Source organism: Nonomuraea sp. NPDC049709 (genome assembly GCF_040674815.1).
In the GTDB taxonomy this organism is placed as follows: Bacteria; Actinomycetota; Actinomycetes; order Streptosporangiales; family Streptosporangiaceae; genus Nonomuraea.
In genome coordinates this window covers 166098-190352 of sequence record NZ_JBFANM010000002.1, presented here as the reverse complement: position 1 = coordinate 190352, position 24255 = coordinate 166098, and the positions used below count along the sequence as shown (strand labels likewise).

Genomic DNA, 24255 nt, shown 5'->3' with positions numbered 1-24255 from the left:
GGTCCCGGGCGGGGGGGCGGGGCGCCGTGTGACATCGAGAGGGAGGTGCCGTGGACAGCAGGACGAAGCGCCGGTTATCGGAGGCAGAGCTGGACGCGCTGGTCCGGCGGGCGGTGGGCACGGGCGTCACCGCCGCCACCGAGCTGACCGACGGCTACGCCAACGCCGTCTGGCGGCTGAAGCTGGGCGACGGGCGCGAGGCGGTGCTCAAGCTGGCTCCCTCGCCCGACTTGGAGCAGCTCAGCTACGAGCGCAACCTGCTGCGCATGGAGGCCGCCGCGATCGGCCTGGCGCTGGAGGCCGGCGTGCCGGTCGCCGGGCTGCTGCGGGCCGGGTTCGACGACCCGGTGCTGGGCGGCGACTACCTGCTGCTGGCCGCGCTCGACGGGGTGTCGTGGAACGACGTCAAGCCCGAGGGCGAGGCCGCGCTGCGCCGGGAGCTGGGCGGGCACCTGGCCCGGTTCAACACGGTGACGGGCGAGGTATTCGGCTACCCGCACGCCGGGATCGTGGGCGCCACGTGGCGGGAGGCGTTCCTGGCGATGGTGGCGGCGCTGCTGGGCGACACCGAGCGCTACCCGACGCCGCTGCCGCGCCCGGCCGCGGAGATCATGGCCGTGTGCGAGGCCGCGGCGCCGGCGCTGGACGAGGTGACGACGCCGCGGCTGGTGCACTTCGACGTGTGGGCGGGCAACGTCTTCCTCGACCTGAGCGGCCCGCCGCGGATCCAGGCCATCATCGACCACGAGCGGGCCTTCTGGGGCGACCCGCTCGCCGAGTTCGTCACGCCGACGATCTTCGGCGAGCTGAAGGAGGACGACCCGCTGCTGGCGGGCTACCGCGAGGTGACGCCGCTGGAGCTCACCCCGGCGGCGCGCATCCGGATCGACCTCTACCGGGCCTACCTGTACCTGATCCTGCTGGTCGAGAACGGACCCCGGCAGTACCCGGAGGACGAGTACGCCAGGGTCCGCAATCTCGCGACCGCCTCACTGGGCGAGGTGCTGGACCGCCTCGTACGAGCGGCCCCGGGGGCCGTCCGCTAGGTCGGCGCACCGGCCGCCGCCTTTGACCGTGTTCGGCACGCCGAGGTCCACGGGCGTGTTCCCCGGGCAGGCGAGCGCGCCCCTGACCGTGGTGCCCGACAGGATCGGTGCCGTGTTGCCGCTCAGCAGCGCGGCGCCGCGCAGGTCGGCGCCCACGATCGTCAGGTTCCCGGCCCCGCTCACGGCGAGCGCGCCGCTGACGCGGGCGCCGAGCAGGTGCACCTCGGCGGGCCCGGCCGCGGTGAGCGCGCCGGTGATCCGGCCGCCGGTCACCACCAGCGAGGCACCCGGCCGGACCGTGACCGCCCCCGTGACCTGGGCGTCGTCCAGGCAGGTGACGCCGTCGGCGACGGTGAGCGCGCCCCGGTGCGCGCCGGTGACCGTGCGGGTGCACGCCGGCGGCGGGGCGATGGTGGTGACGGTGAAGTCCTCCGGCTCGCCGTAGTTCCCGGCGGCGTCGATGGAGCGGTACTCGATCGTGTGCCGGCCGCGCGGCAGCTTGCCGTACACGAGGGAGTCGATCACCGTGCCCTGTTCGGAGAACGTCCACGGCAGTTCCGAGGACGTGGGCCAGCCGAAGTAGTTGAACCAGCCGTCCCCGTCCACCCGCGACTCCGACACCACGTACCCGTCGCGGTCGTCGGAGCCGGTGAGCCGCATGGTGAAGGGGCCGTTGTAGACGTAGGTGTGGCCGGACTTGGCCAGCGGCCGGGACAGCTCGTACCCGGTGCCCGGCGCGGTGGCGTCGACCGTCCACGTCAGCGTCCGGCCGCCGAGGCTCGCGGTGAGCGTGTGCGTGCCCGGCTTCAGGTCGCGCTCGCCCAGGTCCAGGTCGGTGCCCGTGAACCGGTCGCCGTTCAGCGTCCAGGTGACCTCGGGCACGGCAGCGGCGGGGTGGGTGGTCTCGACGTACACGACGTCGTCGCGGCCGAGCGGCCGGTCGGTGGGGGTGGAGGAGACGAACGCGGGCTCGACGCTGTCCGGCGGGGTGCTGAGGGCGGTGTCCACCGTCCAGGTGCGGGTCCTGGTGATGGCCGTCCTGATCGCCGGGTCGCGGACGAACTCGGTCGGGTCGGAGACGGTGGCGGTGACCGTGTGCGTGCCCGGGGCCAGGCCGAGCGTGCGCAGGTCGAGGGTGTCGCGGTCGCCGGGGAGATCCTTGCCGTCCACGTTCCAGGCAGTCGTCAGGGAGTGGCTGACGGGGCGCATCGGCTCGACCCAGAGCACCCGGTCGGCGCCGACCGGCGCGCCCGTCGGCGTGGAGTCCTGGATCACCATGGTCTTGGCGGTGATGCGCTGCACCATGACCTCGCGGCTGACCTGGTCGAAGTAGTAGCCGAGGGTCTTCATCATCGAGTGGGCGCTCGGCCGCCAGACGCCGCTGGTGTAGTACAGGCCGCCCTCGTAGCGGCCGATCGGGCCGCCCGACTCGCTGGGCTCGCCCAGCCAGCGCCACCACTTCCTGCGCTGGTCGCGCAGCTCCTGCTCGGTGAGCAGCGTGTGGTGGGCGCTGGACGGCTCGGGGCCGGTGTAGGCGCCGCCGGGGACGCCGCGCTGGTAGTAGTCGTACTCGTCCTGCAGGCCGCCCAGGGAGTGGCCCAGCTCGTGCGGGCTGATCAGGGCGGACATGCTGTTGCTGCCGGAGGCGGTGGCGTACGAGCCGCCCGCGCCGCCGTACGTGCCGCTGTTGCCGAGGGCGAGGATCTGCCGGTTGCCGGAGGAGGTGCCGGTGACCAGGTCGGCGTAGCGGGTGGCGGCGGCGTTGTCCATGGTGATCAGGCGCTGGACGCTGTTCGGGTTGCACCGGCCCCAGAAGCCCATGCTCAGCGGCGTCGTACGGCGCGGCGCGTCCAGGCCGGGGTCGCAGCTGATGCCCGACTCCCCCGAGACGATGTCGATCCGGTAGACGTTGATGTAGTTCCGGTACGACTTGAACGGCTCGATCGACCACATCACGTTGAGGTGCCGGTCGGCGTCGGCCCGGAACCGGGCCTGCTCGGCGTCGGTGTAGCCGTCGCCCATGATGATCAGGTTGAATCGTTTGGCCGTCGTGCCGGTGACCTGCACGGGCACGACCGTGGCGGAGCCCGGTTCGGCGGTGGCGCTCGCCGGGGTGGCCGGTGACACGCATAACATGGCGGCGGCCAGCACCAGGGCCGCGAAGGTACGCATGAGATGCACTATCGGTCCGTCAGGCCCGACAGTCCATCCCGATTCGATCACGCCTCGGGCAGCTCGGCCAGCATGACGGGCTGGGTGGTGGGCTTGTCCGAGCCCCGCGCGGGCTCGACGGTGAGCGCCACGCGCTCGTCGCGGTCCAGCGGCGTGACCACCACGGGCGGGCTCACCCCGTCCCGGCTCCGGTCGAGCAGGCCGGCGGGGCGCGGCCCGTCCGGGCCCATCAGCCACAGCTCGTACACCTGCGTGTCCGGCAGGTCGGCCAGGCCGGACGAGGTGAACACCATGCGTCCCTCGGCTCGGGAGATGACGAGCGTGCCGGTGCCGCCGGTGGTGACGGGCTGCCGCATCGTCTCGGCGTCCGGGGCGGCCAGCACGGCGATCATCTCCTCGTTCCTGGTGGTCAGGTCGCCCAGGTCGCGGCGGGCGTCGATGGCGACCGCGCCGAGCGCGACAGCGGCCGCCGCGGACACCGCCGACAGCGCTGCCAGCACCTTCGTACGCCTGCGCCGCAGCGGGACCACCTGCCCTCCCTCCGGGGTCACGGGGATCTCCGGCGCCATCCGGGACGCGGGCTCCGGCGGCAGGCTGAGTGTCGGCGGGTCGGTGACCTGCCGCCCGCCCGGGAGGCCGCCCGGGAGGCCGCCCGGGAGGCCGCCCGGGAGACCCATCGTGGGGGCGTCGGGCGGCAGGGGCGCGGGGGCGCGCTTCCTCGGCGGTCTCCAGACGGTCGGGCTGTCGTCGGTCACCTGCTCGGGCCAGTGGCCAGGCCAGTCATCGGGCCAGTCAGCGGACCGGCCGTCGGGCCGGGCATCGGGCCGGGCATCGGACTGGCTATCGGGTCGGGTGTCGAATCGGGCATCGGGAGGCCGTGACCGGTGTGCGGCGTCGAGGAGGCGGACCCGGACTCTGGCGGGCGGCGGCTCGGCCACCGCCTCCGCCAGCCTCGCGGCCGTCTCCCGCAGGCGTCGCACCTCGGCCGCGCATCCCTGACAAGCATGCAGGTGCTCCTCGAACAGCACCCACTCGGCGTACGGCAGTGCGTGCACGGCGTAGGCGCCAGAGAGGGTGTGGAGTTCGTCCTTCATCGTCCACTCCCTGGTGTGAGAGGCGGCTCACGCATGTACTTCGGCTGTTCGGGCACGCCGGATGGCTCTGATGCTTGCTCTTTTCACATGACGTGGAAGAATTTCATGGGGTGATGAATTGTGGGCTGCGTAATAGCGGGCGGCGGACCCGCCGGAGCGATGCTCGCCCTGCTGCTGGCCAGGGCGGGCGTCGAGGTGACGCTGCTGGAGAAACACGGCGACTTCCTGCGGGATTTCCGGGGTGACACCATCCACCCCTCGACGCTGCAGGTGCTCGACGAGCTCGGGCTGGCCCAGGAATTCCTGGAGCTCCCGCACCGCAAGGCGTACGGGCTCAAGATGGTCTCCGACGGCGGCGACATCAGGCTGGCGGACCTGCGCAGGCTGCCCGGCAGGTACGGCTACATCGCGTTCGTGCCGCAGTGGGACCTCCTCAAGCTCATCACCTCGGCCGCCGGGCGCTACCCCGGGTTCCGGCTGCTGATGAACGCCGAGGCCCATGACCTGATCCGCGAGGGCGGGGCCGTGCGCGGGCTGCGCTACCGGGACGGGTCCGGCGAGCACGAGATCAGGGCGGACCTGACGGTCGCCGCCGACGGGCGGCACTCGGTGCTGCGCGGCCGGGCCGGGCTGGTGCCCGAGAGCCTCGGCGCGCCGATGGACGTGGTGTGGTTCCGGCTGCCCAGACACGCCGGTGACCGGGACGACACGTTCCTGCGCTTGTCGCCGGGGCACATGATGGTCGCGATCAACCGGGAGACGTACTGGCAGCTGGCGTACCTGATCCCCAAGGGCGGCTACGACACGCTGCGCGAGAGCGGCATCGACGCCCTGCGCGGCCCGGTGGCCGAGCTGCTGCCGTGGCTGGCGGACCGGGCCGGGCAGATCGCCGGCTTCGACGACGTCAGCGTGCTCACGGTCGCGCTCAACCGGCTGCGCCGCTGGCACCGGCCCGGCTTCCTGTGCATCGGGGACGCCGCGCACGCCATGTCGCCGGTGTTCGGGGTGGGCGTCAACCTGGCCGTGCAGGACGCGGTCGCCACGGCCAACCTGCTGGCCGGGCCGCTCAGGGCGGGCGCGCCGATCCCCGAGTCCACGCTCCACCGGTTGCAGCGGCGGCGCATGCTGCCGACCCGGATCACGCAGGCGGCCCAGCGGCTGGTGCAGAACCGGGTGATCAGCCCGGCGCTGTCGCGGCGCTTCGACCCCTCCAGGATGCCGCGCGACCTGACAAGGATCCCGGTGATCAACCGGGTGGCGGCGCGCTTCATCGGCCACGGTGTCAGACCCGAGCACGTGACAGTAAAGGAACTTTGACTTCCTCTGGGTTCGTACGCGTATAACCGCATTCTCACAACGTGGACAAGGGGGTCGGTGGGGTCGAGCCAGTGGAATACCCTCGTATCTCGTGAGCAGCAATCTCGTGGATCTCGATTCCTGGCGAGCCCTCCCCGCGGCGCAGCAGCCTGACTGGCCGGACCGCGGCGAGCTCGACAAGGTTGTCGCCGAGCTCGGCGGCCTGCCCCCGTTGGTCTTCGCCGGCGAGTGTGACCAGCTCAAGGAGCAGCTGGCCGCCGTCGCCCGCGGCGAGGCGTTCGTCCTGCAGGGCGGTGACTGCGCCGAGACCTTCTCCGGCGCGACCGCCGACAACGTGCGCCAAAAGCTGAAGACGCTGCTGCAGATGGCCATCGTGCTGACCTACGCCGGCCGGGTGCCGGTCGTGAAGATCGGCCGGGTGGCCGGGCAGTTCGCCAAGCCGCGCTCCAAGGGCACCGAGGTCCGCGACGGCGTCGAGCTGCCCGCTTACCGGGGCGACATGGTCAACGGCTTCGACTTCACCGCCGAGTCGCGCCAGCCGGACCCGTGGCGGCTGCTCAAGGCCTACCACTCCTCGGCCGTGACCCTCAACCTGGCGCGGGCGTTCACCAAGGGCGGCTACGCCGACCTGCGGCAGGTGCACGCGTGGAACCAGGACTTCGTGGGCGAGTCGCCGGCCGGGCGCCGCTACGAGCAGCTGGCCAGGGAGATCGACCAGGCGCTGGCGTTCATGCGGGCCTGCGGGGCCGACCCCGAGGAGTTCCACACGGTCGAGTTCTACTCCTCACACGAGGCGCTCATCCTCGACTACGACCGCGCGCTCACGCGGATCGACTCGCGCACCGGGCTGCCCTATGACGTGTCGGCGCACATGGTCTGGATCGGCGAGCGCACCCGCCAGCTCGACGGGGCCCACGTCGACTTCTTCGCCAAGATCCGCAACCCGATCGGCGTCAAGCTCGGCCCCACGACCACGCCGGACGAGGCGCTGGCGCTCATCGACAAGCTCAACCCGGCCAACGAGGCGGGGCGGCTCACGTTCATCACCCGGATGGGCGCCTCCAAGATCCGCGAGCACCTGCCGGCGCTGGTCAAGGAGGTCACCGCCACCGGGGCACGGGTGGCGTGGATCTGCGACCCGATGCACGGCAACACGTTCGAGGCGCCGAGCGGGCACAAGACGCGCCGCCTCGACGACGTGCTGGACGAGGTGGCGGGCTTCTTCGAGGTGCACCGGTCGCTCGGCACGCACCCCGGCGGCATCCACATCGAGTTCACCGGCGACGACGTGACGGAGTGCGTGGGCGGCGGGCACGAGATCGGCGAGACCGACCTCGCGACGCGCTACGAGACGGCGTGCGACCCCCGACTCAACCGCAGCCAGTCGCTCGACCTGGCCTTCCGGGTGGCCGAGCTCTACCGCGGCTGACCTGGCGCGCGGGCCGGCCACCCTCCGGCCCGCCGCATGGGGCCAGAGTGATTTAGGTCTCATTGCCGGACGTAAGCGAATTCCGGTGAATTGACGGGTCCCACGACTATGATCGCCCCGAAAGATATCAATATTTCGGGAGATAACGACGTGGATAGTGCTCCGGAGGGGGTCGACCCAAACGTCCCCAACGTCGCGCGCATGTACGACTATTACCTCGACGGCAAGGACAACTTCGCGGCCGATCGGGCAGCGGCGGAGCAGATCCTCAAGAACTTTCCGCACACCAAGGAGGGCGCCCGGGCGAACCGGGCCTTCCTGCGCCGCGCGGTGCGGCACCTGGTGGACTCGGGCGTTCGGCAGATCGTCGACCTGGGCGCCGGCCTGCCGACCCAGGGCAACACGCACGAGATCGCGCCCGAGGCCCGCGTGGTCTACGTGGACTACGACTCCGTGGTGTGCGTGCACGGCAGGGCGCTGCTGGCCAGGAAGGAGAACGTCGACTTCCTGCAGGCCGACGTGCGCGAGCCGGACGAACTGCTGAACAAGCTGGGCTCGCTGGTGGACTTCGACCAGCCGGTGGCGTTCCTGATGCTGGCGATCCTGCACTTCATCCCGGACGACATCGCCTACGACGTGGTGACCAAGCTGCGCGAGACGAGCGCGCCGGGCAGCCACCTGGTGATCAGCCACGCGGTGGACCCCACGCCGGACACCACCCCGCAGGCCCTGGAGATCTACAAGAAGGCCACGGCCTCGCTGAACCTCCGGACCCGCGAGGAGATCCTGCGGTTCTTCGACGGTTACGAGCTGGCCGAGCCGGGGCTGACGTTCCCGAACGGCTGGCGTCCGGACGACCCCTCCGCCCCGGGCAACGGCATCGACTTCGGCTACGTGGGGGTCGGGCGCAAGCCCTGACCCGGATGGAACCGGCCCCGGGAACGCGAAAGCCCCGCCGTACGGGCGGGGCAGGTCGCGGGGACGGGGTCAGTTCTGCTGGGCGTTCTTCAGCTCCTCGCTGAGCTCGGCCCGGATGGCGTCCATGTCGAGCGCCCTGACCTGCCGGATCAGGTCGTCCAGCGCGGGCGCCGGGATGGCGCCTGCCTGGGCGAAGACCACGATGCCGTCACGGATGGCCATCAGCGTGGGGATCGAGGTGATGTCGAACCCCTGCGCGAGCCCCTGCTCCGCGTCCGTGTCGATCTTGCCAAAGGTGATGTCGTCGTGCTTGTCCGACGCCTGCTCGAAGATCGGGCCGAACTTCTTGCACGGCGGGCACCACTCGGCCCAGAAGTCGAGCAGCACGATCCCCTTGTCGGCGATGTCGTTGAAGTTCTTCTCGGTTACTTCGATGGTCGCCACAAGTGGCTCCTCGCTTGTTCGTAGCTGCAAATGCATCCGGTTTCAACCACGTACCCATCACCAGCATTCCATGCTCCGGCCCAGGGCGCGGCGGTGTGATCGGAGGCGGCAGGCGTTCTCCCCCGTCGGGGCGTCGTCCACGAACGGCGGGTGACGGCCGGCTGTCAAGACCCCCCTTGACACACACGGTCCGGCGGGCCGGCGGCACCGGCCACCGCACCCGGGGCGGCCGGGGACGCTCGGGATGTAGCACGCATGTCGGGCACATTACGGGGAATTTAGACCGCATATTTCCCCATAAATGTGGTTAGAACATAAAATCGTCGAACCTTGACATGGGCGGCGGCGGGTATCACCCATGCATGGACTGGGTCACCTGCGCGTATTCGGCTGCCTGCACCGGAGTCGCAAGCCGGCCGTCCGGCCTCTGCCTCGCCCACCTCACCCCGGAACAGCTCGGCGCGGCGCTCGGCGAGATGTCCCCCGGACGCCTGCTCGACCTGCGCGGCACCACCGTCACCAGCGACCTGCTGACCAGGATCCTGGAGGCCACCGGGGGCAGACCCGGGCGCACCCGGCTCGACCGGGCCAGGTTCACCGGCGACGTCCGGCTGCCCGGGGTGACGTTCGCCGGTGACGTGTCGCTGGACAACGCCAGGTTCGACCGGCTGGCCTCGTTCTTCGGCGCCCGGTTCGAGGGCAACGTGTCGCTGGCCGGCGTCCGGTTCATCCGCGAGCTGTCCTTCCACGGCGTCACCGTACGCGGGCACGTCTCGCTCGACCGGGCCGTGATGTCCCGCGACGCGCTGTTCAGCCAGGCCGTGTTCGGTCACGGGCTGTCGTGCGAGCGGGCCAGGTTCGACGGGTACGCCACCTTCGACGGGGCCCGGCTCGGCGACGGAGCGGCCTTCAGGGGGGCGCGCTTCGGCCGTACCCTGTCGTTCCGCAAGGTCAGCGGACACGCGGGGTTCGAGGCGGCGCACTTCGCCGCGGACGCGTACCTGTCGGCCACCGGCCGGCTCTCGGCGACCCGGGCCCGCGCCGACGGGTCGTTGGACGTGGCGGTCGCGCGCTGCGGCGTGGACCTGCGCGGCGTGAAGGTGACCGGCGCCACGACGGTGCGGCTCACCGACTCGCAGGCCGACCTGGAGGGCGCGGTGCTGCGCGGCCCGGCCACCGTGACGGGCCGGGGCACGTCCATGCTGACGTCGCTGCGGCAGGTCGAGGCCACCAACCTGGGGCTGTCCGGGCTGGACCTGTCGGCGTGCCGGTTCGCGGGGCTGTCCCATCCCTCGGGCGTGCGGGTCAAGGACTGCACGTTCGCGCTGACGCCGCGCGGGGTGCGGCTGAGCCTGCGCTGGCCGATGCTGCGCTGGTTCTCCCGGAGGCGGGCGCTGGCCGACGAGTCCAGCGTGCGCGGCCGGACGGACGCGGACGACCCGGGCACCTCACCGGACCGGCTGGCCGCCCTCTACGCGGGGCTGCGGCCCAGCGACCGTGCCACCTCGGCCGACTTCGCGTTCGCGGCCATGGAGATGCGGCGCCAGGCCGGCCACGGGTGGTGGTTGTCGGTGTCGTGGCTCCTGTGCGGGTACGGCATGCGCATGGGGCGGGCGGCGGCCTGGTTCGCCCTGCTGGCGGCGATCACGGCCGCCGTCGTCCTCTGGGGCTCGGCCTCCCACGCCACCAGCCGCCCCGCTCCCCCGAACCCCACCGTCCACCGCTGACCCCGCATGCCCTCCCACCCGCCGCTTCCACCGGACGGGCGGGAACGCCTGAGCGTGCTCTCACTCGCGGCTCCGGCCGAACCGGCGGTAGCCGCCCGAGCGTGCTCCCACCCGCGGCCTCCGCCGAACCGGGGAAAGCCGCCCGAGCGTGCTGCCACCCGCCGCCTCCACCGGACGGGCAGTGGCGGGACGGGCCCGAGGTGGGCGCGCCGGGTGGGTGGGTGGGTCAGAGGTCGGCGGCGATGGCTTCGATGGCGCCGAAGTGGCGGGGCCAGCCGCCGCCCATGATGCGCCGGGACAGCTGCTGCACCTCGTCGTCCGGGTCGAAGCCCTCGTGGTCGAGGAACAGCCGGGTGCCCCTGCCCTCGGGCTCCAGCCGCCAGGTGACCGTCCAGTCGGCCCGCTTGCCGTCGCTCCAGCTGATCTTCAGCAGCTTCTCCGGTTCGATCCGCAGCACCTCGCAGTGGACCACCCCGTCGAACCCGACCTGCTTCTTGGGCTGCGTGGTGAAGGTGAACCGGTGCCCCACCTCCGCCTTGAAGTCGTTGGGCATGAGCCAGCGGGCGACCAGCTCGGGTTCGGTGAGCGCGCGCCACACCTTGGCGGGCGGGTGCGCGATGAACTGGTCGAGCCGGATGGCGCGCAGATCTTCAGCGGTCTTCTCGTGGGACATCGTCGTCCTCCATGTCGTCGAGCAGAGTGGTGAGGGCGGTGAGCCTCTCCCGCCAGAACCGTTCGTACGGGGTGAGCCAGTCGCGGAGCTCCATGAGCGGTTCCGCCTCCAGGCGGTAGTGGCGTTCCCTGCCCCTGCGGGTCTCGGCCACCAGCCCCGCGTCCCTGAGCACCTTGAGATGCTCCGACACGCTGGGCCTGCTCATGTCGAACCGCTCGGCCAGCCGGCCGGCGGGCTGGGCGCCCTCGTCGAGCAGCAGTCGCAACAGCTCGCGCCGGGCCGGGCTGGCCAGCGCGGCGAAGACGTGGTCGGCCGTCACGCCTGGCTGACCACGAATCCGTTGCCGAACGGGTCGTGGAAGAGCAGCTGGCGGCCCCACGCCTGCTCGCTCGGCCCCTCGAAGGCGACCTCGTGCTCGCGCAGCCGGTCGGCCAGCGCGTCGAGGTCGGGCGCGGCCACGACCAGGCCGCCGATGGGCGCCATGTCCGGGAACCAGGAGGCCAGCAGCAGCGTGGTCTCGGCGCCCTTGGGGGCGACGGTGAGCCAGCGGCCCATGGGGAACGGGTTGTCGGTGCGGACCTCGAAGCCGAGCACGCCGGTGTAGAAGTCGAGCGCCCTCGCCTGGTCGGCGACGGGCACGGTGACGGTGAGGATGGAGGAGATTGGCATGTCAGCCACTATATGTAGGATTTTTCCTACATGACAACCGCTCAGGCGGAAAATCAGGGAATTCCCCGATGGGGACCGGGGATCACCGTCCGTACACTGGGAGCCATGCTCATCGACGACTACGTGGCAGAACTCGAGGACGCCCTGTCCGGGCCCCGGGGACCCAAGCGCGACATGGTCGTCGAGGCGCGCGACAGCCTGACCGACACCGCCGACGGGCTCGAGGCCGACGGGCTCGACCGGGCGGAGGCCGAGCGGCTGGCGGTGGCGGAGTTCGGGCAGGTCTCCGAGATCGCGGCCGGCTACCAGTCCGAGCTGACCGCCTCCTCCGGCCGGCGGCTGGGCGTGCTGATGTTCGTCAGCGTGCCGATCACCGTGGCCATGTGGTCGGTGCTGTGGCGGATCTACCCGGCCGACGACGACATCTGGATCAACCGGCCGGCGTGGTACACGACCGTCGCGCGGCTGCTGGACATCGTCCAGCTCGCCACCGGGCTCTACGGCGGGCTCGTGCTGTTCGCGCTGAGCCGGGGCGCACGGTGGATCCGCCGGCCGCGGGTGGCGACCAGGTCGCTGGGCGTGCTGGTGTGGACGGCGCTACCGGTGACGGCCGGGCTGGGGCTGTTGCTGACATACGGCACGGACGCGCCGAACACGCTCGGCTTCCTGCCGGGCGTGCTGGCCAACCTGGTGACCGCCGCCATGTGGGGCATGCAGATCTACTGTGCCACGCGCTGCGTACGCATCACCCGGGTGCCCGCCACCGACCTCACCCGATGACCCTGGCCTCGGCCCGCAGGACGCTGCCGATCACGTTGGTGAACTCCCGCCAGGCCGATCGCTCCCCCTGGAGCTGCTTCCTGCCCGAGTCGGTCAGCCGGTAGGTGCGGCGCTTGCGCCCGCCCACCGTGGCCCACTCGCTGGACAGGTAGCCGATGCGCTCCAGCCTGCGCAGGGCCGGATAGACGGTGCCCGTGGGCACGTTGAGGGCACCACCGCTGCGCTCCTGGAGCGCCTCGATGATCGCGTAGCCGTGCAGCGGCTCTCGCTCCAGCACTGAGAGCAGCAGCGCGTCCATGTGCCCGCGCAGCGCATCGGGATTCATGACATCGATCCTAGACACCCGTGCTTCATGTAGGCAGTCTACATGTAGGCTTTCTACATATAGAGAGGCACGACAACGGAGCGATGTATGGACGTACTGGATCTGGCACGCACGCAGTTCGCGGTGACGGGCAGCCTGCACTTCCTGTTCGTGGTGCTCACCCTGGGACTGGCCCCGCTGGTGGCGATCATGCACACCCGGTGGGCGAGGTCGGGCAAGCCGCTGCATGAAGGCATGACGCGTTTCTGGGGGCAGGTCTACGTCATCAACTACGCGCTGGGCATCGTGACCGGGCTGGTGATGGAGTTCCAGTTCGGCCTGGCGTGGAGCGGGCTCTCGCACTACGCGGGCGACGTCTTCGGCGCGCCGCTGGCCATGGAGACGCTGGTGGCCTTCTTCCTGGAGTCCACGTTCCTGGGCCTGTGGATCTTCGGCTGGGGGCGGCTGCCCAAGTGGGCGCACGTGGCCTGCATCTGGGTCGTGACGCTGACGGCGTACGCGAGCGCGTTCTACATCATGGTCGCCAACTCCTTCCTGCAGAACCCGGCCGGCGCCGTGGTCACCGGCGGGCGGATGGAGCTGACCGACTTCGGCGCCCTGCTCACGAACAAGGCCCTGATCTTCTCCTTCCCGCACGTGATCGGCGCCGGGCTGTTCACCGGTGGCATGGTGCTGGTGGGGGCCGGCGCGTGGCGGCTGTGGCGGCGCGCCCCCGAGGTGGAGTTCTTCACCCGCTCGCTGCGCATGGGCGTGGTCACGGCGGCCATCGGGATCTTCCTGACGATGGTCTTCGGGTACGCGCAGTTCGCCGGGGTGCCGGAGGGCAAGTTCGGCGACCACAACGTGGCGGCGGCCGTCGGGCTCGGGTTCATGATCGAGTTCGGCCAGTTGCTGGGGCTCGTCGTGCTGCTGGTGATGCTGCCGATGATCTCCATCCTGCCGAGGGCGCGGTGGACGCACCCGATCCTCATCGCGATGACGCCGCTGCCGTTCGCCCTGTCGATCATGGGCTGGATGGCCCGGGAGATCGGGCGGCAGCCCTGGATGATCTGGGAGAAGCTCACCGTGGCCGACGCCATGTCGCCCGGCCTGACGCCGGGCATGGTGACCGCCTCGCTCATCGGGTTCTCGGCCGTACTGGGGCTGCTGGCGATCGTCGACTACGTCCTCATCGCCCGGCTGATCCGGCGCGGGCCGCGGGCCCTCGACCTCGGGGCCGCCGCCGATGAGCCACGGACCCCCGCGCTGAGTTACTGAGCCGGCTACTGAGGAGTGCTGACAATGGAAGTGATCTGGTTCGTCTTCTTCGCGGCGCTGCTGGCCGGCTACTTCGCGCTCGAAGGGTTCGACCTGGGCGTCGGGCTGCTGCTGCCGGTGCTGGGCAGGACGCGCGCCAACCGGGACCGGATGGTGGCCGCCATGGCCCCGTACGTGCTGGCCAACGAGGTGTGGCTGGTGGCGGTGGCCGGGACGATGTTCGGCGTCTACCCGCTGCTGGAGGGCGAGGTGCTGTTCGGGCTGTACCCGCTGGTGGTGGCCATGCTGCTGTGCTGGGTGCTGCGGGACGCCGGGCTGTGGTTCCGGCGCAGGCTGGACGGCTCCGCGTGGCGCGGGCTGTGGGACGGGGCGATCGCGTTCGGGTCGCTGGGGCTGTCCGTGGGCTGGGGGATGGCGCTGTACGCGGCCGCCACCGGGTTCGAGTCCTCCCCCGTGCACCCGGTCGGGCTGCTGCTGGGCGTGGTGGTGACGTTGCTCTTCGCCTTCCACGGGTGGACGTTCCTGGGCTGGCGGACGCCGGGCGTGTTCGGCGCCACCAGGTCGGGGCGGGTGCTGCTGGTCTCGGGCCTGGTGGCCGCGCTGCCCGCGGTGGGGGTGCTCGCGGGCGCGATGCCGTACCTGCTGGAGCACAGCGCGCCCCCGGCTACGTTGAATGTGCTCAGTGTCATGGTGCTGCCGTTCGCACCCATCATGCTGGGCGCGCAAGTATGGGTGTGGCGCACTTTCCGCCCAGGGAAGGACGTCCCCCGGCTCCCGTCGTTCTTCTGAGGGAACGTGCACAAGGATCTCCTCGCACTCATGCGGGCCGAGCGCTCGGTCCGCCGCCACCTCGGTGTCACCATGGCCGCCGCGCTGCTGGCCGGGCTGCTCGTGCTGGTCCAGGCCGAGCTGCTGGCCGGGGTGCTGTCCGGCCGGTTCACCGCTGCCGCGCTGGCGCTGCTGGCGGCGGTGGTCGGCGTACGGGCGCTGCTGGCCTGGACCCAGGGCGTCTTCGCCGGGCGGACCGCGACGGGCGTGAAGTCCGCCCTGCGGTACCGGCTGCTGGAACGGCTGCGCGAGCTGGGCCCCGGCCGGCTCGCCGCGCACCGCTCCGGCGAGCTCGTCACGCTGGCGGGGCGCGGCCTGGACCGGCTCGACGCCTACCTGACCGGCTACCTGCCGTCGATCGCGGTGGCCGCGGTGGTGCCGCTGGCCGTGCTGATCCGGCTGTTCGCGGCCGACCTCGCGAGCGCGGTGATCGTGCTCGTCACGCTGCCGCTGATCCCCGTCTTCGGCGCGCTGGTCGGGATGACGACGAAGGCCGTCACCGAACGGCAGTTCCTGGCGCTGTCACGGCTCGGCGGCCACTTCCTGGACGTGGTGCGCGGCCTGCCCACGCTGCGGGCGTTCGGGCGGGCCCGCTACCAGGCCACGGTCATCGAGCAGATCGCCGACGCCCACCGCGGCGCCACCATGCGGACGTTGCGGGTGGCGTTCCTGTCGTCGCTGGTGCTGGAGCTGTGCGCGTCGCTGTCGCTGGCGCTGGTGGCGGTGCCGATCGGGCTGCGGCTGCTCGGGGGGTCGCTGGATCTGACGACGGCGCTGCTGGTGCTGTTGCTGGCGCCGGAGGCGTACCTGCCGCTGCGGGCGATGGGGACGCGCTTCCACGCCTCGATGGAGGGGGTGGCCGCCGCCGACGCGGCCTTCGCCGTACTGGACCGGTCGGCGGAGGAGCCGCGGGAGCGCGAGGGGCGCCGGGAGACCCCCGGCGCCGGGGCTCCGGAGATCCGCCTCGAGAACGTGACCGTACGCTATCCGGGCCGGGACACCCCCGCGCTGGAGAACGTCTCGCTCTCCATCGGCCCGCGCGAGCGGGTCGCCCTGGTGGGCGAGAGCGGCGGGGGCAAGAGCACGCTGCTCCACCTCATCCTCGGCTTTGTCGAGCCGTCCGCGGGGCGGGTCCTGGTCGACGGCACGGACCTGCGGGACCTCGACCTGGCGAGCTGGCGGGCGCGGCTGGCGTTCGTGGCGCAGCGGCCGCACCTGTTCGCGGCGTCGGTGGCCGACAACATCCGGCTCGGGGCGCCCGCGGCGTCCCTGGAGGAGGTCCGCCGGGCGGCCGCGGCGGCCCACGTGGACTTCGTGGCGGCGCTGCCCCAGGGGTTCGACACGGTGGTGGGCGAGCGGGGGACCAACTTCTCGGCGGGGCAGCGGCAGCGGATCGCGCTGGCGCGCGCCTTCTGCCGGGCCGACGCCACGGCGCTGCTCCTTGACGAGCCCACGGCGCGGCTGGACGGGCGTAGCGAGGCGGCGGTGGTCGCGGCCACCTCGGACCTGGCCCGGGACCGCACGGCCGTCATCGTGGCCCACAGGCCCGCCATGATCGACCTCGCCGACCGCGTCATCCGCGTCCACGAGGGCCGCATCACCTCCGACACCACCCGGTCCCCCGCCACCCGGCCGGCTGGTGCCGACGCCCGACCGACCGCTCATTCGGCCACCCGGCCGGCGCCGCGATCGGCCGCCCAACCGGCCGCCCGACCAGCCGCCGCCTCTCGCCCGGCCTCCGCCGAAGCGCGGATCGCCGACGCGGGCGCGGCCCCGGTGCACGACGGCCCGGCGCACGGCGGGCTCGCGCACGACGGCCCGGCGCCCGCGGCCGACGCGGCGGGTGGCGTCGATCCGCCTCCGCGCGCCGGAGGCGATCGGCGGGGACAGGAGCGGGCTGAGGCGCGGCGTGAGGGGAGCGGGCGGTGAACCGGCGTATGGGCACGCGGCTCGGCTGGGCCGTGCTGGCGGGGGCGGCGGCCGACCTGGCCGGGCTGGGGCTGATCGCCGCCGCGGCCTGGCTGATCACCCGGGCCGCCGAGCAGCCGCCCCTGGCCGCCCTCAGCGTGGCGATCGTGGCCACCAGGGCGTTCGCCACCGGCAAGGGCGTCTTCCGGTACGCCGAGCGCCTCACCGGCCACGACGTCGCCCTGCGTGCCCAGGCCGGCACCCGGGAGCGGCTCTACCAGGCCCTCATCCCGCCCCAGCAGCCCCGCCACGGCGGCGCCGACCTGCTGAGCCGCATGGTGGACGACACCGAGGCCGTACAGGACCTGCTCGTCCGCTGCCTCCTGCCGGCCGCCGCGGCGGCGATCGCGGGGCTGGCCGCCGTCGTGATCGGGCTCACGATCCTGCCGGTGGCGGCGCTGGTGCTGGTGGCGGGGCTGGTGGTGGCCGGGGTGCTGCTGCCCGCCGGTACGGCCGCCGCGGCCCGCCGCTGGTCGGCCAGGATCGCCCCCGCGCGGGCGGCGCTGGCGGGCCGGGTGGCCGACCTGGTGCACGGCTCCGCCGACCTGGCCGCGTACGGCGCCGACGGCGAGGCCCTGAGCAAGGCCCTGTCGGCCGACGAGTCGCTGGCCGCGCTGGAGCGCCGCCAGGCCCGCGTGCACGCGGCCGCGCTGGCCGGCGGCACCCTCGTGCAGGGGCTTACCGTGGCGGCCGTCGTCCTGCTCGCCCAGGCGGCGGGGGCTGATTCGGTGGGCACGGCCGTGCTCGCGCTGACCTCGCTGGTCGCCTTCGAGCCGGTGCTGCCGCTGGCGGCGGCGGGCGAGCGGATGGCGGGCATCATGGCCGCGCTCGGGCGGCTGCGCGAGGTGCGCTCGGCCACCCCGGCGGTCACCGAGCCCGCCGCGCCCGCGCCCCGCCCCGAGGCCCCGCTGACCGTCGAGATCGACGACCTCGTGGTCCGCCACGCCGCCTCCGACGCCGCCCGCCCCGCCCTCGACGGCGTGTCGCTGCGGCTCACCCCCGGCAAGCGGGTCGCGATCGTCGGTCCCAGCGGGGCCGGAAAGAGCACCCTGCTGGCGGCGCTCATGCGCCTGGTCGAGCCCGAGTCCGGCGGCATCAGGGTCAACGGCGCCGACCTGCGGGACCTGTCCGGCGACGACGTACGCGCGCTGATGACCGGCCTCACCCAGGATCCCTACATCTTCCGCGCCAGCCTCCGCGACAACCTGCGCCTGGCCGGCCCCGGCGCCGACGACGAGAGGCTGCGGCGGGCCGTGCGCGACGCCAGGCTCGACGAGTGGGTCGAGCGGACCGGGTGGGACGCCGAGCTGGGCGAGGACGGCAGGACCGTGTCCGGCGGCCAGTTGCAGCGGCTGGCGCTGGCCAGGGCGCTCCTGTACGACCCGCCGGTGCTCCTGCTCGACGAGCCCGCCGAGGCGCTCGACGAGGAGACGGCCGACCGGCTGATGAGCGACCTGCTCGACGTGACCAGGGACCGCACGACGCTGCTCGTCACGCACCGCCTCAAGGGGCTGGAGCTGGTCGACGAGGTGGTCGTGCTGGAGGAGGGCCGGGCCGTCCAGCGGGGGCGGCACGACGAGCTCGTCTCCGTGCCCGGCTACTACCGCGACCTGTGGGAGTCCGAGGTCCTCACCCGGCGGTAACCCTCCCGGCCCCGTCCGGGGATTGAGTTGGCGGCGCCATCAGGTTTACGATGCAAACCAGTTTGTCATTCCGAGGAGTTTGCATGGTGGACGAAGAGCGCAGTCCCGAGGAGACGCTCCGCATCATCGACGAGCAGAGCGTGGCCACGGTCAAACGCCTCTACGGCGATCCGCTGCTGCTCTACGTCCCATGGGGCGCCGCCTGGCTGCTCGGCTTCGGCGCGCTGTTCCTGCACTACGGGCTGTACGGGCAGTCCTACGCGCCCATCACGCAGATGCAGGCCGTGGCCGTGCTGATGGGCGCCCAGCTCGTCGCGGGGGCGGTGGCCGCGTACGGGATCGTGCGGATGAACATGCTGGTCCGCGGCGACTCGGCCGCCAGGGGCATGATGTACGGCTACGCGTGGTTCGCCGGGATGCTGCTCATGTCGGTCATCGCCGCCCGGATGGGCCCGCTGCTGCCGGACCATGAGAGCGGCCTGCTGTGGGGAGGCAGCGCGCTCATGGTGGTGGCCGTCCTCTACATGGCCGGCGGCGCGGTCTGGCTCAACTGGCCGATGTTCTTCGTCGGCGCCTGGACCGCCGGCGTCGACGCACTGGGCGTGCTGCTCGGCGCCGGCTGGCACGCGCTCCTGGCGGCCGTGCTGCTGGGCGGCGGTTTCATGGTCGCGGGGCTGTGGCTGAGGCGCTGCCTGTGACGGCGGACAAGGCGTTGCCCGAGCTCGACCCGGTGATCCACGCGCAGGCGCGGCTGCGCGTGGTCGCCTCGCTCAACGTCCTCGGCGACGGGGACGAGATGGCCTTCAACTCGATGAAGGAGCTGCTGGGCATGACCGCCGGGAACCTGTCGGTGCACCTGACCAAGCTGGAAGAGGCCGGATACGTCCGGATCAACAAGACCCACAAGGGCCGCACCCCCGTCACATACGTGGCGCTCACCAAGCGCGGCCGGCTGGCCTTCGAGGACTACACCAAGGCGATCCGCGCCCTGCTCGACAACGCTGGAGGCATGTGATGACGGTCCTCGCCCGGGCGATCGAGGCCACCCGCCGCTACGGCGACGTGCTGGCCCTCGACCGCGTCTCGCTCGACATCCGGGCCGGCGAGCTGGTCGGCCTGCTCGGCCCCAACGGCGCGGGCAAGTCCACCCTGATCAACCTGTTCGTGGGGCTGCGCCGGCCGACCTCCGGCACCGTCGAGCTGTTCGGCGGCTCGCCCCAGGACCCGGTCGTTCGGCGCGGGATCGGCATGACGCCGCAGGAGACGGGGCTGCCGGAGACGCTGCGCGTCGGGGAGGTCGTCGACTTCGTGTCGGCGCACTTCCCCGACAGGGCGGACAGGGGCGAGCTGCTGGCCCGCTTCGGACTGCTCGATCTGGCCTGTCGGCAGGTCGGCGGGCTGTCCGGCGGGCAGAAGCGGCGGCTGGCCGTGGCGCTGGCGTTCGCGGGCAGGCCGCGGCTGGTGTTCCTCGACGAGCCGACGACCGGCCTGGACGTCGAGGCGCGCCGCTCGTTGTGGGCGGGCATCAGGTCGTTCCACGAGGACGGCGGCACGGTGCTGCTGACCAGCCACTACCTGGAGGAGATCGAGGCGCTGGCCGAGCGGGTGGTGGTGGTCGGCCAGGGCCGCGTGCTGGCCGACGACACGGTGCGCGCCGTACGCGACCTCGTGGGCGTGCGCCGCGTCTCGCTGGTCGCCGCGGAACTGCCGGAGCTGCCCGGCGTGATCGGCACGGAGCGCCACGACGGCCGGGTCGACCTGGTGACCACCGACCCCGACCGGCTGGTCGTCGAGCTCGTACGGAGCGGCACGCCGTTCTCCGGCCTGGAGGTCAGGCCGACCACCCTGGAGGAGGCCTTCCTCGCCCTCACCTCGAAGGAGACAGAGCATGTCTAGCCTGGTCGCCGCGCACACGCGTTATCTCCTGCTGGAACAGCTCAGGGTGCCCATCGGCCTGCTGGCCGGCGCGCTGTTCCCGGCCATCTCGATGGTGGCGTTCGTGGTGCCGCTGGCGGGTGGCGATCCCCGGCCGGCCACCATGGCGACGGGCTCGCTGATGTTCTTCGGCGCGATGGCCGGGGCCCTCATCGGGCTGAGCATCACCGTGGCCCAGGACCGCGAGCAGCCGTGGAACCCGTACCTGCGCACGCTCCCCGCCGGTCCGCTCCCCCGCTTCACCGGCCGGATCCTGGCCACGCTCGCCGTCACACTGGTGTCGGTGGTGCCGGTGCTGCTGGTCGCGGTGTTCCTCACCGAGGCGACGACCACGCCGGTGCGGCTGCTGCTGGGGCTGGGCGTGCTGGTCGTGGGGGTCGTCCCGTTCATGCTGATGGCCCTGTTCATCGGCTTCGTGATGACGGCCAAGGGCGCGATCGCGATGTCGCAGGCCCTGTTCTTCCCGATGGCCATCGTGGGCGGGCTGTTGCTGCCCCCGGCGATGCTGCCGGACTTCATCGCGGTCGTCTCGCCGTACGTGCCGACCAGAGGCGTGGCGGAGCTGCTGTGGGCGATCACCGCGGGCACCACGCCGGACCCGGTGGCGCTGGTGGCGCTGGCCGTGTGGACCGTGGTCGCGGCGGCGGGGGCCGCCTGGGCCTATCGCCGCGACGAGGGCCGGCGCTTCTCCTGACCCTCCCGACACCGGATGGGTCTGGATTGGGGGGGTGTGCCGCCGAGTCCGCAGCGATCTCGACGGCACACCCGTCCATGAGGGGGTCCTGTTATTTGTTCTCCGCGAGAGTGACGGTGACCTCGCTGGTCGCGCCGTCCCTCATATAAGTGATCTTGACCTGTTGCCCTGGTTTGAAACCTCTGACCTGCCCGACAACCGTATCGCCTCCGTCAACCGCCTTGTCGCCGATCCTCGTGATCAGGTCGCCCTGCTGCAGCCCGGCCTTCTCGGCGGGGCTCCCGTCGGTGACCTGCCTGACGAGGGCGCCGGGGACGTCGCCCGTCGCGTCGGTGACGCTCACGCCGAGGAAGGCGTGGCTGACCTTGCCGCTGCTGATGAGCTGCTCGGAGACCTGCTTGGCGGTGTTGACCGGGATGGCGAAGCCGACGCCGCCGCCCGCGGCGTCCGAGGCGATCGCGGTGTTGATGCCGATGAGCTCGCCCGCGGCGTTCACCAGCGCGCCACCGGAGTTGCCCGGGTTGATCGAGGCGTCGGTCTGGATGGCGCCGCCGATCGTGGTGGGCGCGGCCTGGCTCTGCTGCTCCTGGCCCCAGCCGGGCGGGATCTGCTGACGCTGGTCGTTGCCGAGGTTGAGCGTGCGGTCAAGGGCGCTGACGATGCCCGCCGTGACGGATCCGTCGAGGCCGAGCGGGCTGCCGATGGCGAGCACGGCGTCGCCGACCTTGAGCTGGTCGCTGTCGCCGAGCGTGGCCTTGGTCAGCCCCGAGACGTCCTCCGCCCTGATGACGGCGAGGTCGGTGGCGGGGTCGGTGCCGACGACGGTGGCCTTGGCGGTCTTGCCGTCGCTGAACTTGACGGTCATCTGCCCGCCCTGCCCCGCGCCCACGGCCACGTGGTTGTTGGTGAGGATGAGCCCGTCCTCCGACAGCACCACGCCGGAGCCCTCTCCCGTCTGCCCCTGGATCATCACGACGGAGGGCTGCACCTTCGCCGCTACCTCGGCGACCGTGAGCTGCGCCGAAGCAGACTTGAAGACGGGGCTGGGGGCGCCGGTGTTACTGCTGGCGACCGTCTCGGGCTGGAACGAGGTGGCGACGACGGCCCCCACGGCTCCGCCGCCGACCGCCATGGCGGCCAGGGCGAGCCCGGCGATGGCCTTCTGACCTACGGTGAAGCGCAGCTTCTTGGGCGGCGCGGGAGGCGGAGGCGGAGGCACCTCCATGGCGATCGTGTCCCGCCGGGGAAAGCCCCCGGCGGCCGGCGGGGTGGCGCCGAACTGGCTCCACCCACCGGTGCCCTGCTCGCGAGGCTCGTTCGCGTTCATCTGTCATCTCCTCAAATCCCGATGATTCAAGGGTGTCAAGAGTCGCGTAAGAGCTGGTTAAGCCGGTGATCTGTACTGTCTGAGACGACTCACACACGGCTTATTACTGCTGGTCGGAGGAACGTCACCATCTCCGCAGGACCTTAAAAGATCTTCGAATGGTTTGCACATGGGTGATCGCCCGTTCAATCTGCCCGGCAGAGCTTGAGCGAAATGCCGCCATCCCCGCCCGGGCAGGTGTCCCGCTGGCGTCGCTCATCGACTCGTGGAAGCTCGCGCTCCGGTCGGCCAGGAAGGCGGCAGCACCATCACGATGTACCTTCGCGTCGCCGGGTGCTGCGTCGCCTACTTCGAACAGATTCCCGCCCAGGGCGCTGCAGTCGGCGCCCGAGCCGTGAACCTTGCCAACGCCCCCGCGACCTACGCCCGGACGTGGGCGCAGAATCACGTGGCCGCAGGCGATCTTCCTGTCGCACGCCAACGCGACCACGGGCTCCTGGCCACCCTGCGCACCACCGGCATCATCGACACCTGAATCGTGGGGTGCCCGCGCGGAGGCGGCGCTTCGCCTCCACCACGGGATGCACGACCGGTCCACCACGATCTGTCGGCTTCTGATGCAGCGGCCGGAGATTCAGGCGCGCCGGCGGGCAGCGTCGGCGATCCACAGCGCTGCCGCTCCGAGGCAGCAGATCAGTTGAGCTGCCGTCAACGCCCGCTCAAGTCCTATGGGGAGATCGCCGGTCACGGCTATCACGCTCAGCGGGATGAACGCGGCGATCAGGAGATTCGCCCATCCGCTGATGCGGCCGAGGCGGTGTTTTCCCAGCTGGGGAAACCATGCCGGCGGATGACCGGTGATCACGGTGTAGGTGCCTAGGGCGACGTTCAGGACAGCCAGCGACAGCAGCACCCACACTAAGTCGGACGTCACCCGCTCATTATCCAACAACTGTCCTTGACCTGCCACTCCCATGATCGTGGCCGCCCGCGTATCGACTCCAGCCGTCGTCCCCGGGATGCGCTGTGCGTCGGCGAAGGGAGCGCGGGCGGCCCGCTACGGGAGTACGCCCCACGCGCGCAGCAACCCCGCCACCAGCGTCGCCGTCACGCCTGTCACGACCGCGGCAGTGCGCACGTTCCTGTGCAGGCGAACCATCTTGCGCACCTCACGCAGTTGCCGCTCCCGGGCCCGCTGGGCGCGTAACTGGGCGATCTGGTGCCGGCTCGTCACCTTCAACCGGCTTCGGTCAATCTCCTGGCGCTTCATGACCTGATTCTGCCCAAACGGCGCACGCCGCGCCTACGAACGGAGCGCTGGCGATCCAGCTCGACCCGCTCGGTCCCATCGTCATCGGAGCCCGGGAGATCCACGACCAGCTCCTGGCCACCGACCGCGTGGACGGCGTCCGCGGCGAGGTCATCTCGTTCATCGCCACCAGGGGAGGGTGACATGCCCTGGTTGACCGGGCGGGCCACCGTCACCAAGCGGACCGGCCTCCCCGTCGTCGAGGTGGCCCGGTGGAAGACGAGAGGCGGGGTGGCAGCTCGATCGGCATCGAGGCCGAGAACAACGGACGGCAGGCGTGGCCCGTCGTGCAGTGCTCGCCACCAACGCCTGTGCCGGAAACTCTGCCGCGAGTTCGCGCTCACCGACGACGGCGTGTGGGGCGAGGGCTGCTGGATGGCTGCCCTCGCCTAGCCGCGGCCCCGAATAAGCAACCCCGTCCCCAACCAGAGCGCTGCCTGGACGGCCGCTACCTTGGCGTACCAATCCCACGGAATCGGGTCATCGCCCACCGCCAAGGAGAACACGACTCCGACGATGAGCAGGCACCCCCCGAAACCACACCGCTGGTGGTCAACGTAGCGACAGGGCGAACACTGACCTGCTGCCCGTACCAGTTCACGGCCGATCTGAAGCGTGTCACGCCGGAGATCATCTCATGCCGATCCGGCCCTAGGAAGGGCAGCTCTGGGGCCCATCGTCCCAGCCTTCATGGCTGAGC

At 71.6% G+C, this 24255-nt stretch carries 25 protein-coding genes; 15 read left to right on the top strand and 10 right to left on the bottom strand.

Annotated features, from left to right (window positions below):
* The first annotated feature begins 50 nt into the window (after positions 1 to 50).
* Complete coding sequence (locus AB0J69_RS03020; RefSeq protein WP_364112220.1) at positions 51 to 1046, top strand: aminoglycoside phosphotransferase family protein; 996 nt, start codon at positions 51 to 53, stop codon at positions 1044 to 1046.
* Here the strand turns inward: AB0J69_RS03020 and AB0J69_RS03015 are convergent.
* Positions 990 to 3218: a M64 family metallopeptidase gene (locus tag AB0J69_RS03015; protein ID WP_364112218.1), complete on the bottom strand. Its 2229-nt coding sequence runs from the start codon at positions 3216 to 3218 to the stop codon at positions 990 to 992. The two genes, AB0J69_RS03020 and AB0J69_RS03015, sit on opposite strands and share 57 nt — an antisense overlap.
* 47 nt (positions 3219 to 3265) lie before the next feature.
* The gene (locus AB0J69_RS03010) at positions 3266 to 4312 is read right to left on the bottom strand and encodes an anti-sigma factor (protein WP_364112216.1); all 1047 of its coding nucleotides are present in this window, start codon (positions 4310 to 4312) and stop codon (positions 3266 to 3268) included.
* Positions 4313 to 4432: 120 nt separating this feature from the next.
* Between AB0J69_RS03010 and AB0J69_RS03005 the strand changes: the two genes are divergently transcribed.
* The 3 genes from AB0J69_RS03005 (at position 4433) to AB0J69_RS02995 (ending at position 7976) form a co-directional block, all read left to right on the top strand.
* Positions 4433 to 5629 carry an FAD-dependent oxidoreductase gene (locus AB0J69_RS03005; protein ID WP_364112214.1) on the top strand — a complete coding sequence of 399 codons (1197 nt, stop codon included), beginning with the start codon at positions 4433 to 4435 and terminating at the stop codon, positions 5627 to 5629.
* 91 nt (positions 5630 to 5720) lie between these two features.
* Positions 5721 to 7058, top strand: coding sequence for a class II 3-deoxy-7-phosphoheptulonate synthase (locus AB0J69_RS03000; RefSeq protein WP_364112212.1), 1338 nt, complete (start codon positions 5721 to 5723; stop codon positions 7056 to 7058).
* 108 nt (positions 7059 to 7166) lie between these two features.
* Positions 7167 to 7976, top strand: a complete 810-nt coding sequence (locus AB0J69_RS02995) for an SAM-dependent methyltransferase (protein ID WP_364112210.1) — start codon at positions 7167 to 7169, stop codon at positions 7974 to 7976.
* A 69-nt stretch (positions 7977 to 8045) separates the two neighbouring features.
* On the opposite strand, the gene AB0J69_RS02990 is transcribed toward AB0J69_RS02995, so the two are convergent.
* Entirely contained in the window at positions 8046 to 8420 is a 375-nt protein-coding gene (locus AB0J69_RS02990; protein ID WP_364112208.1) for a thioredoxin domain-containing protein, read from the bottom strand.
* Between the two features lie 362 nt (positions 8421 to 8782).
* On the opposite strand from AB0J69_RS02990, the gene AB0J69_RS02985 reads away from it, so the two are divergent.
* Entirely contained in the window at positions 8783 to 10147 is a 1365-nt protein-coding gene (locus tag AB0J69_RS02985) for a pentapeptide repeat-containing protein (RefSeq protein WP_364112206.1), read from the top strand.
* Between the two features lie 226 nt (positions 10148 to 10373).
* On the opposite strand, the gene AB0J69_RS02980 is transcribed toward AB0J69_RS02985, so the two are convergent.
* The 3 genes from AB0J69_RS02980 to AB0J69_RS02970 are packed head-to-tail and all read right to left on the bottom strand — an operon-like array spanning position 10374 to position 11489.
* Positions 10374 to 10820 carry an SRPBCC domain-containing protein gene (locus AB0J69_RS02980; RefSeq protein WP_364112204.1) on the bottom strand — a complete coding sequence of 149 codons (447 nt, stop codon included), beginning with the start codon at positions 10818 to 10820 and terminating at the stop codon, positions 10374 to 10376.
* Positions 10798 to 11139 (bottom strand): metalloregulator ArsR/SmtB family transcription factor, encoded by a 342-nt coding sequence (locus AB0J69_RS02975; protein WP_364112202.1) that lies wholly within the window; start codon positions 11137 to 11139, stop codon positions 10798 to 10800. Before AB0J69_RS02975 ends, AB0J69_RS02980 begins: the two co-directional genes overlap by 23 nt.
* Positions 11136 to 11489 carry a VOC family protein gene (locus tag AB0J69_RS02970; protein ID WP_364112200.1) on the bottom strand — a complete coding sequence of 118 codons (354 nt, stop codon included), beginning with the start codon at positions 11487 to 11489 and terminating at the stop codon, positions 11136 to 11138. Before AB0J69_RS02970 ends, AB0J69_RS02975 begins: the two co-directional genes overlap by 4 nt.
* Before the next feature lie 105 nt (positions 11490 to 11594).
* Here AB0J69_RS02970 and AB0J69_RS02965 point away from each other — a divergent pair, with 105 nt between their 5' ends.
* Positions 11595 to 12269, top strand: coding sequence for a permease prefix domain 1-containing protein (locus tag AB0J69_RS02965; RefSeq protein ID WP_364112198.1), 675 nt, complete (start codon positions 11595 to 11597; stop codon positions 12267 to 12269).
* Here the strand turns inward: AB0J69_RS02965 and AB0J69_RS02960 are convergent.
* Entirely contained in the window at positions 12259 to 12594 is a 336-nt protein-coding gene (locus AB0J69_RS02960; RefSeq protein ID WP_364112196.1) for a helix-turn-helix transcriptional regulator, read from the bottom strand. The two genes, AB0J69_RS02965 and AB0J69_RS02960, sit on opposite strands and share 11 nt — an antisense overlap.
* Before the next feature lie 87 nt (positions 12595 to 12681).
* On the opposite strand from AB0J69_RS02960, the gene AB0J69_RS02955 reads away from it, so the two are divergent.
* From AB0J69_RS02955 to AB0J69_RS02920, 8 genes are all read left to right on the top strand, one after another.
* Complete coding sequence (locus AB0J69_RS02955; RefSeq protein ID WP_364112194.1) at positions 12682 to 13851, top strand: cytochrome ubiquinol oxidase subunit I; 1170 nt, start codon at positions 12682 to 12684, stop codon at positions 13849 to 13851.
* A 24-nt stretch (positions 13852 to 13875) separates the two neighbouring features.
* A complete protein-coding gene (locus AB0J69_RS02950; protein ID WP_364112192.1) occupies positions 13876 to 14640 on the top strand; it encodes a cytochrome d ubiquinol oxidase subunit II in 765 nt (254 codons plus the stop codon).
* A 6-nt stretch (positions 14641 to 14646) separates the two neighbouring features.
* Positions 14647 to 16608 carry a thiol reductant ABC exporter subunit CydD gene (cydD, locus tag AB0J69_RS02945; RefSeq protein ID WP_364112190.1) on the top strand — a complete coding sequence of 654 codons (1962 nt, stop codon included), beginning with the start codon at positions 14647 to 14649 and terminating at the stop codon, positions 16606 to 16608.
* The gene (gene cydC, locus AB0J69_RS02940) at positions 16605 to 18290 is read left to right on the top strand and encodes a thiol reductant ABC exporter subunit CydC (protein ID WP_364112188.1); all 1686 of its coding nucleotides are present in this window, start codon (positions 16605 to 16607) and stop codon (positions 18288 to 18290) included. The genes cydD and cydC overlap by 4 nt, the downstream gene beginning before the upstream one ends.
* An 83-nt stretch (positions 18291 to 18373) precedes the next feature.
* Positions 18374 to 18988, top strand: a complete 615-nt coding sequence (locus tag AB0J69_RS02935; protein WP_364112186.1) for a hypothetical protein — start codon at positions 18374 to 18376, stop codon at positions 18986 to 18988.
* Positions 18985 to 19305 (top strand): transcriptional regulator, encoded by a 321-nt coding sequence (locus tag AB0J69_RS02930; RefSeq protein WP_364112184.1) that lies wholly within the window; start codon positions 18985 to 18987, stop codon positions 19303 to 19305. The genes AB0J69_RS02935 and AB0J69_RS02930 overlap by 4 nt, the downstream gene beginning before the upstream one ends.
* Complete coding sequence (locus AB0J69_RS02925) at positions 19305 to 20186, top strand: ABC transporter ATP-binding protein (RefSeq protein WP_364112182.1); 882 nt, start codon at positions 19305 to 19307, stop codon at positions 20184 to 20186. Before AB0J69_RS02930 ends, AB0J69_RS02925 begins: the two co-directional genes overlap by 1 nt.
* Positions 20179 to 20919 carry an ABC transporter permease gene (locus tag AB0J69_RS02920; protein WP_364112180.1) on the top strand — a complete coding sequence of 247 codons (741 nt, stop codon included), beginning with the start codon at positions 20179 to 20181 and terminating at the stop codon, positions 20917 to 20919. The genes AB0J69_RS02925 and AB0J69_RS02920 overlap by 8 nt, the downstream gene beginning before the upstream one ends.
* Before the next feature lie 91 nt (positions 20920 to 21010).
* Here the strand turns inward: AB0J69_RS02920 and AB0J69_RS02915 are convergent, their stop codons facing one another.
* A complete protein-coding gene (locus AB0J69_RS02915; protein WP_364112178.1) occupies positions 21011 to 22246 on the bottom strand; it encodes a trypsin-like peptidase domain-containing protein in 1236 nt (411 codons plus the stop codon).
* Positions 22247 to 22511: 265 nt separating this feature from the next.
* Between AB0J69_RS02915 and AB0J69_RS02910 the strand changes: the two genes are divergently transcribed.
* Positions 22512 to 22781, top strand: coding sequence for a hypothetical protein (locus AB0J69_RS02910; protein ID WP_364112176.1), 270 nt, complete (start codon positions 22512 to 22514; stop codon positions 22779 to 22781).
* 99 nt (positions 22782 to 22880) lie between these two features.
* Here the strand turns inward: AB0J69_RS02910 and AB0J69_RS02905 are convergent, their stop codons facing one another.
* Both AB0J69_RS02905 and AB0J69_RS02900 read right to left on the bottom strand, forming a co-directional pair.
* A complete protein-coding gene (locus AB0J69_RS02905; protein WP_364112174.1) occupies positions 22881 to 23180 on the bottom strand; it encodes a hypothetical protein in 300 nt (99 codons plus the stop codon).
* A 123-nt stretch (positions 23181 to 23303) separates the two neighbouring features.
* Entirely contained in the window at positions 23304 to 23516 is a 213-nt protein-coding gene (locus AB0J69_RS02900) for a hypothetical protein (RefSeq protein ID WP_364112172.1), read from the bottom strand.
* Between the last annotated feature and the right edge of the window lie 739 nt (positions 23517 to 24255).

Coding starts and splice junctions, on each gene's coding strand:
- AB0J69_RS03015 (WP_364112218.1), bottom strand. CDS start 3,218: ATGCGTACCTTCGCGGCCCTGGTGCTGGCCGCCGCCATGTTATGCGTG.
- AB0J69_RS03010 (WP_364112216.1), bottom strand. CDS start 4,312: ATGAAGGACGAACTCCACACCCTCTCTGGCGCCTACGCCGTGCACGCA.
- AB0J69_RS02995 (WP_364112210.1), top strand. CDS start 7,167: ATGATCGCCCCGAAAGATATCAATATTTCGGGAGATAACGACGTGGAT.
- AB0J69_RS02985 (WP_364112206.1), top strand. CDS start 8,783: ATGGACTGGGTCACCTGCGCGTATTCGGCTGCCTGCACCGGAGTCGCA.
- AB0J69_RS02980 (WP_364112204.1), bottom strand. CDS start 10,820: ATGTCCCACGAGAAGACCGCTGAAGATCTGCGCGCCATCCGGCTCGAC.
- AB0J69_RS02970 (WP_364112200.1), bottom strand. CDS start 11,489: ATGCCAATCTCCTCCATCCTCACCGTCACCGTGCCCGTCGCCGACCAG.
- AB0J69_RS02965 (WP_364112198.1), top strand. CDS start 11,595: ATGCTCATCGACGACTACGTGGCAGAACTCGAGGACGCCCTGTCCGGG.
- AB0J69_RS02960 (WP_364112196.1), bottom strand. CDS start 12,594: ATGAATCCCGATGCGCTGCGCGGGCACATGGACGCGCTGCTGCTCTCA.
- AB0J69_RS02955 (WP_364112194.1), top strand. CDS start 12,682: ATGGACGTACTGGATCTGGCACGCACGCAGTTCGCGGTGACGGGCAGC.
- AB0J69_RS02950 (WP_364112192.1), top strand. CDS start 13,876: ATGGAAGTGATCTGGTTCGTCTTCTTCGCGGCGCTGCTGGCCGGCTAC.
- AB0J69_RS02935 (WP_364112186.1), top strand. CDS start 18,374: ATGGTGGACGAAGAGCGCAGTCCCGAGGAGACGCTCCGCATCATCGAC.
- AB0J69_RS02925 (WP_364112182.1), top strand. CDS start 19,305: ATGACGGTCCTCGCCCGGGCGATCGAGGCCACCCGCCGCTACGGCGAC.
- AB0J69_RS02920 (WP_364112180.1), top strand. CDS start 20,179: ATGTCTAGCCTGGTCGCCGCGCACACGCGTTATCTCCTGCTGGAACAG.
- AB0J69_RS02915 (WP_364112178.1), bottom strand. CDS start 22,246: ATGAACGCGAACGAGCCTCGCGAGCAGGGCACCGGTGGGTGGAGCCAG.
- AB0J69_RS02900 (WP_364112172.1), bottom strand. CDS start 23,516: ATGAAGCGCCAGGAGATTGACCGAAGCCGGTTGAAGGTGACGAGCCGG.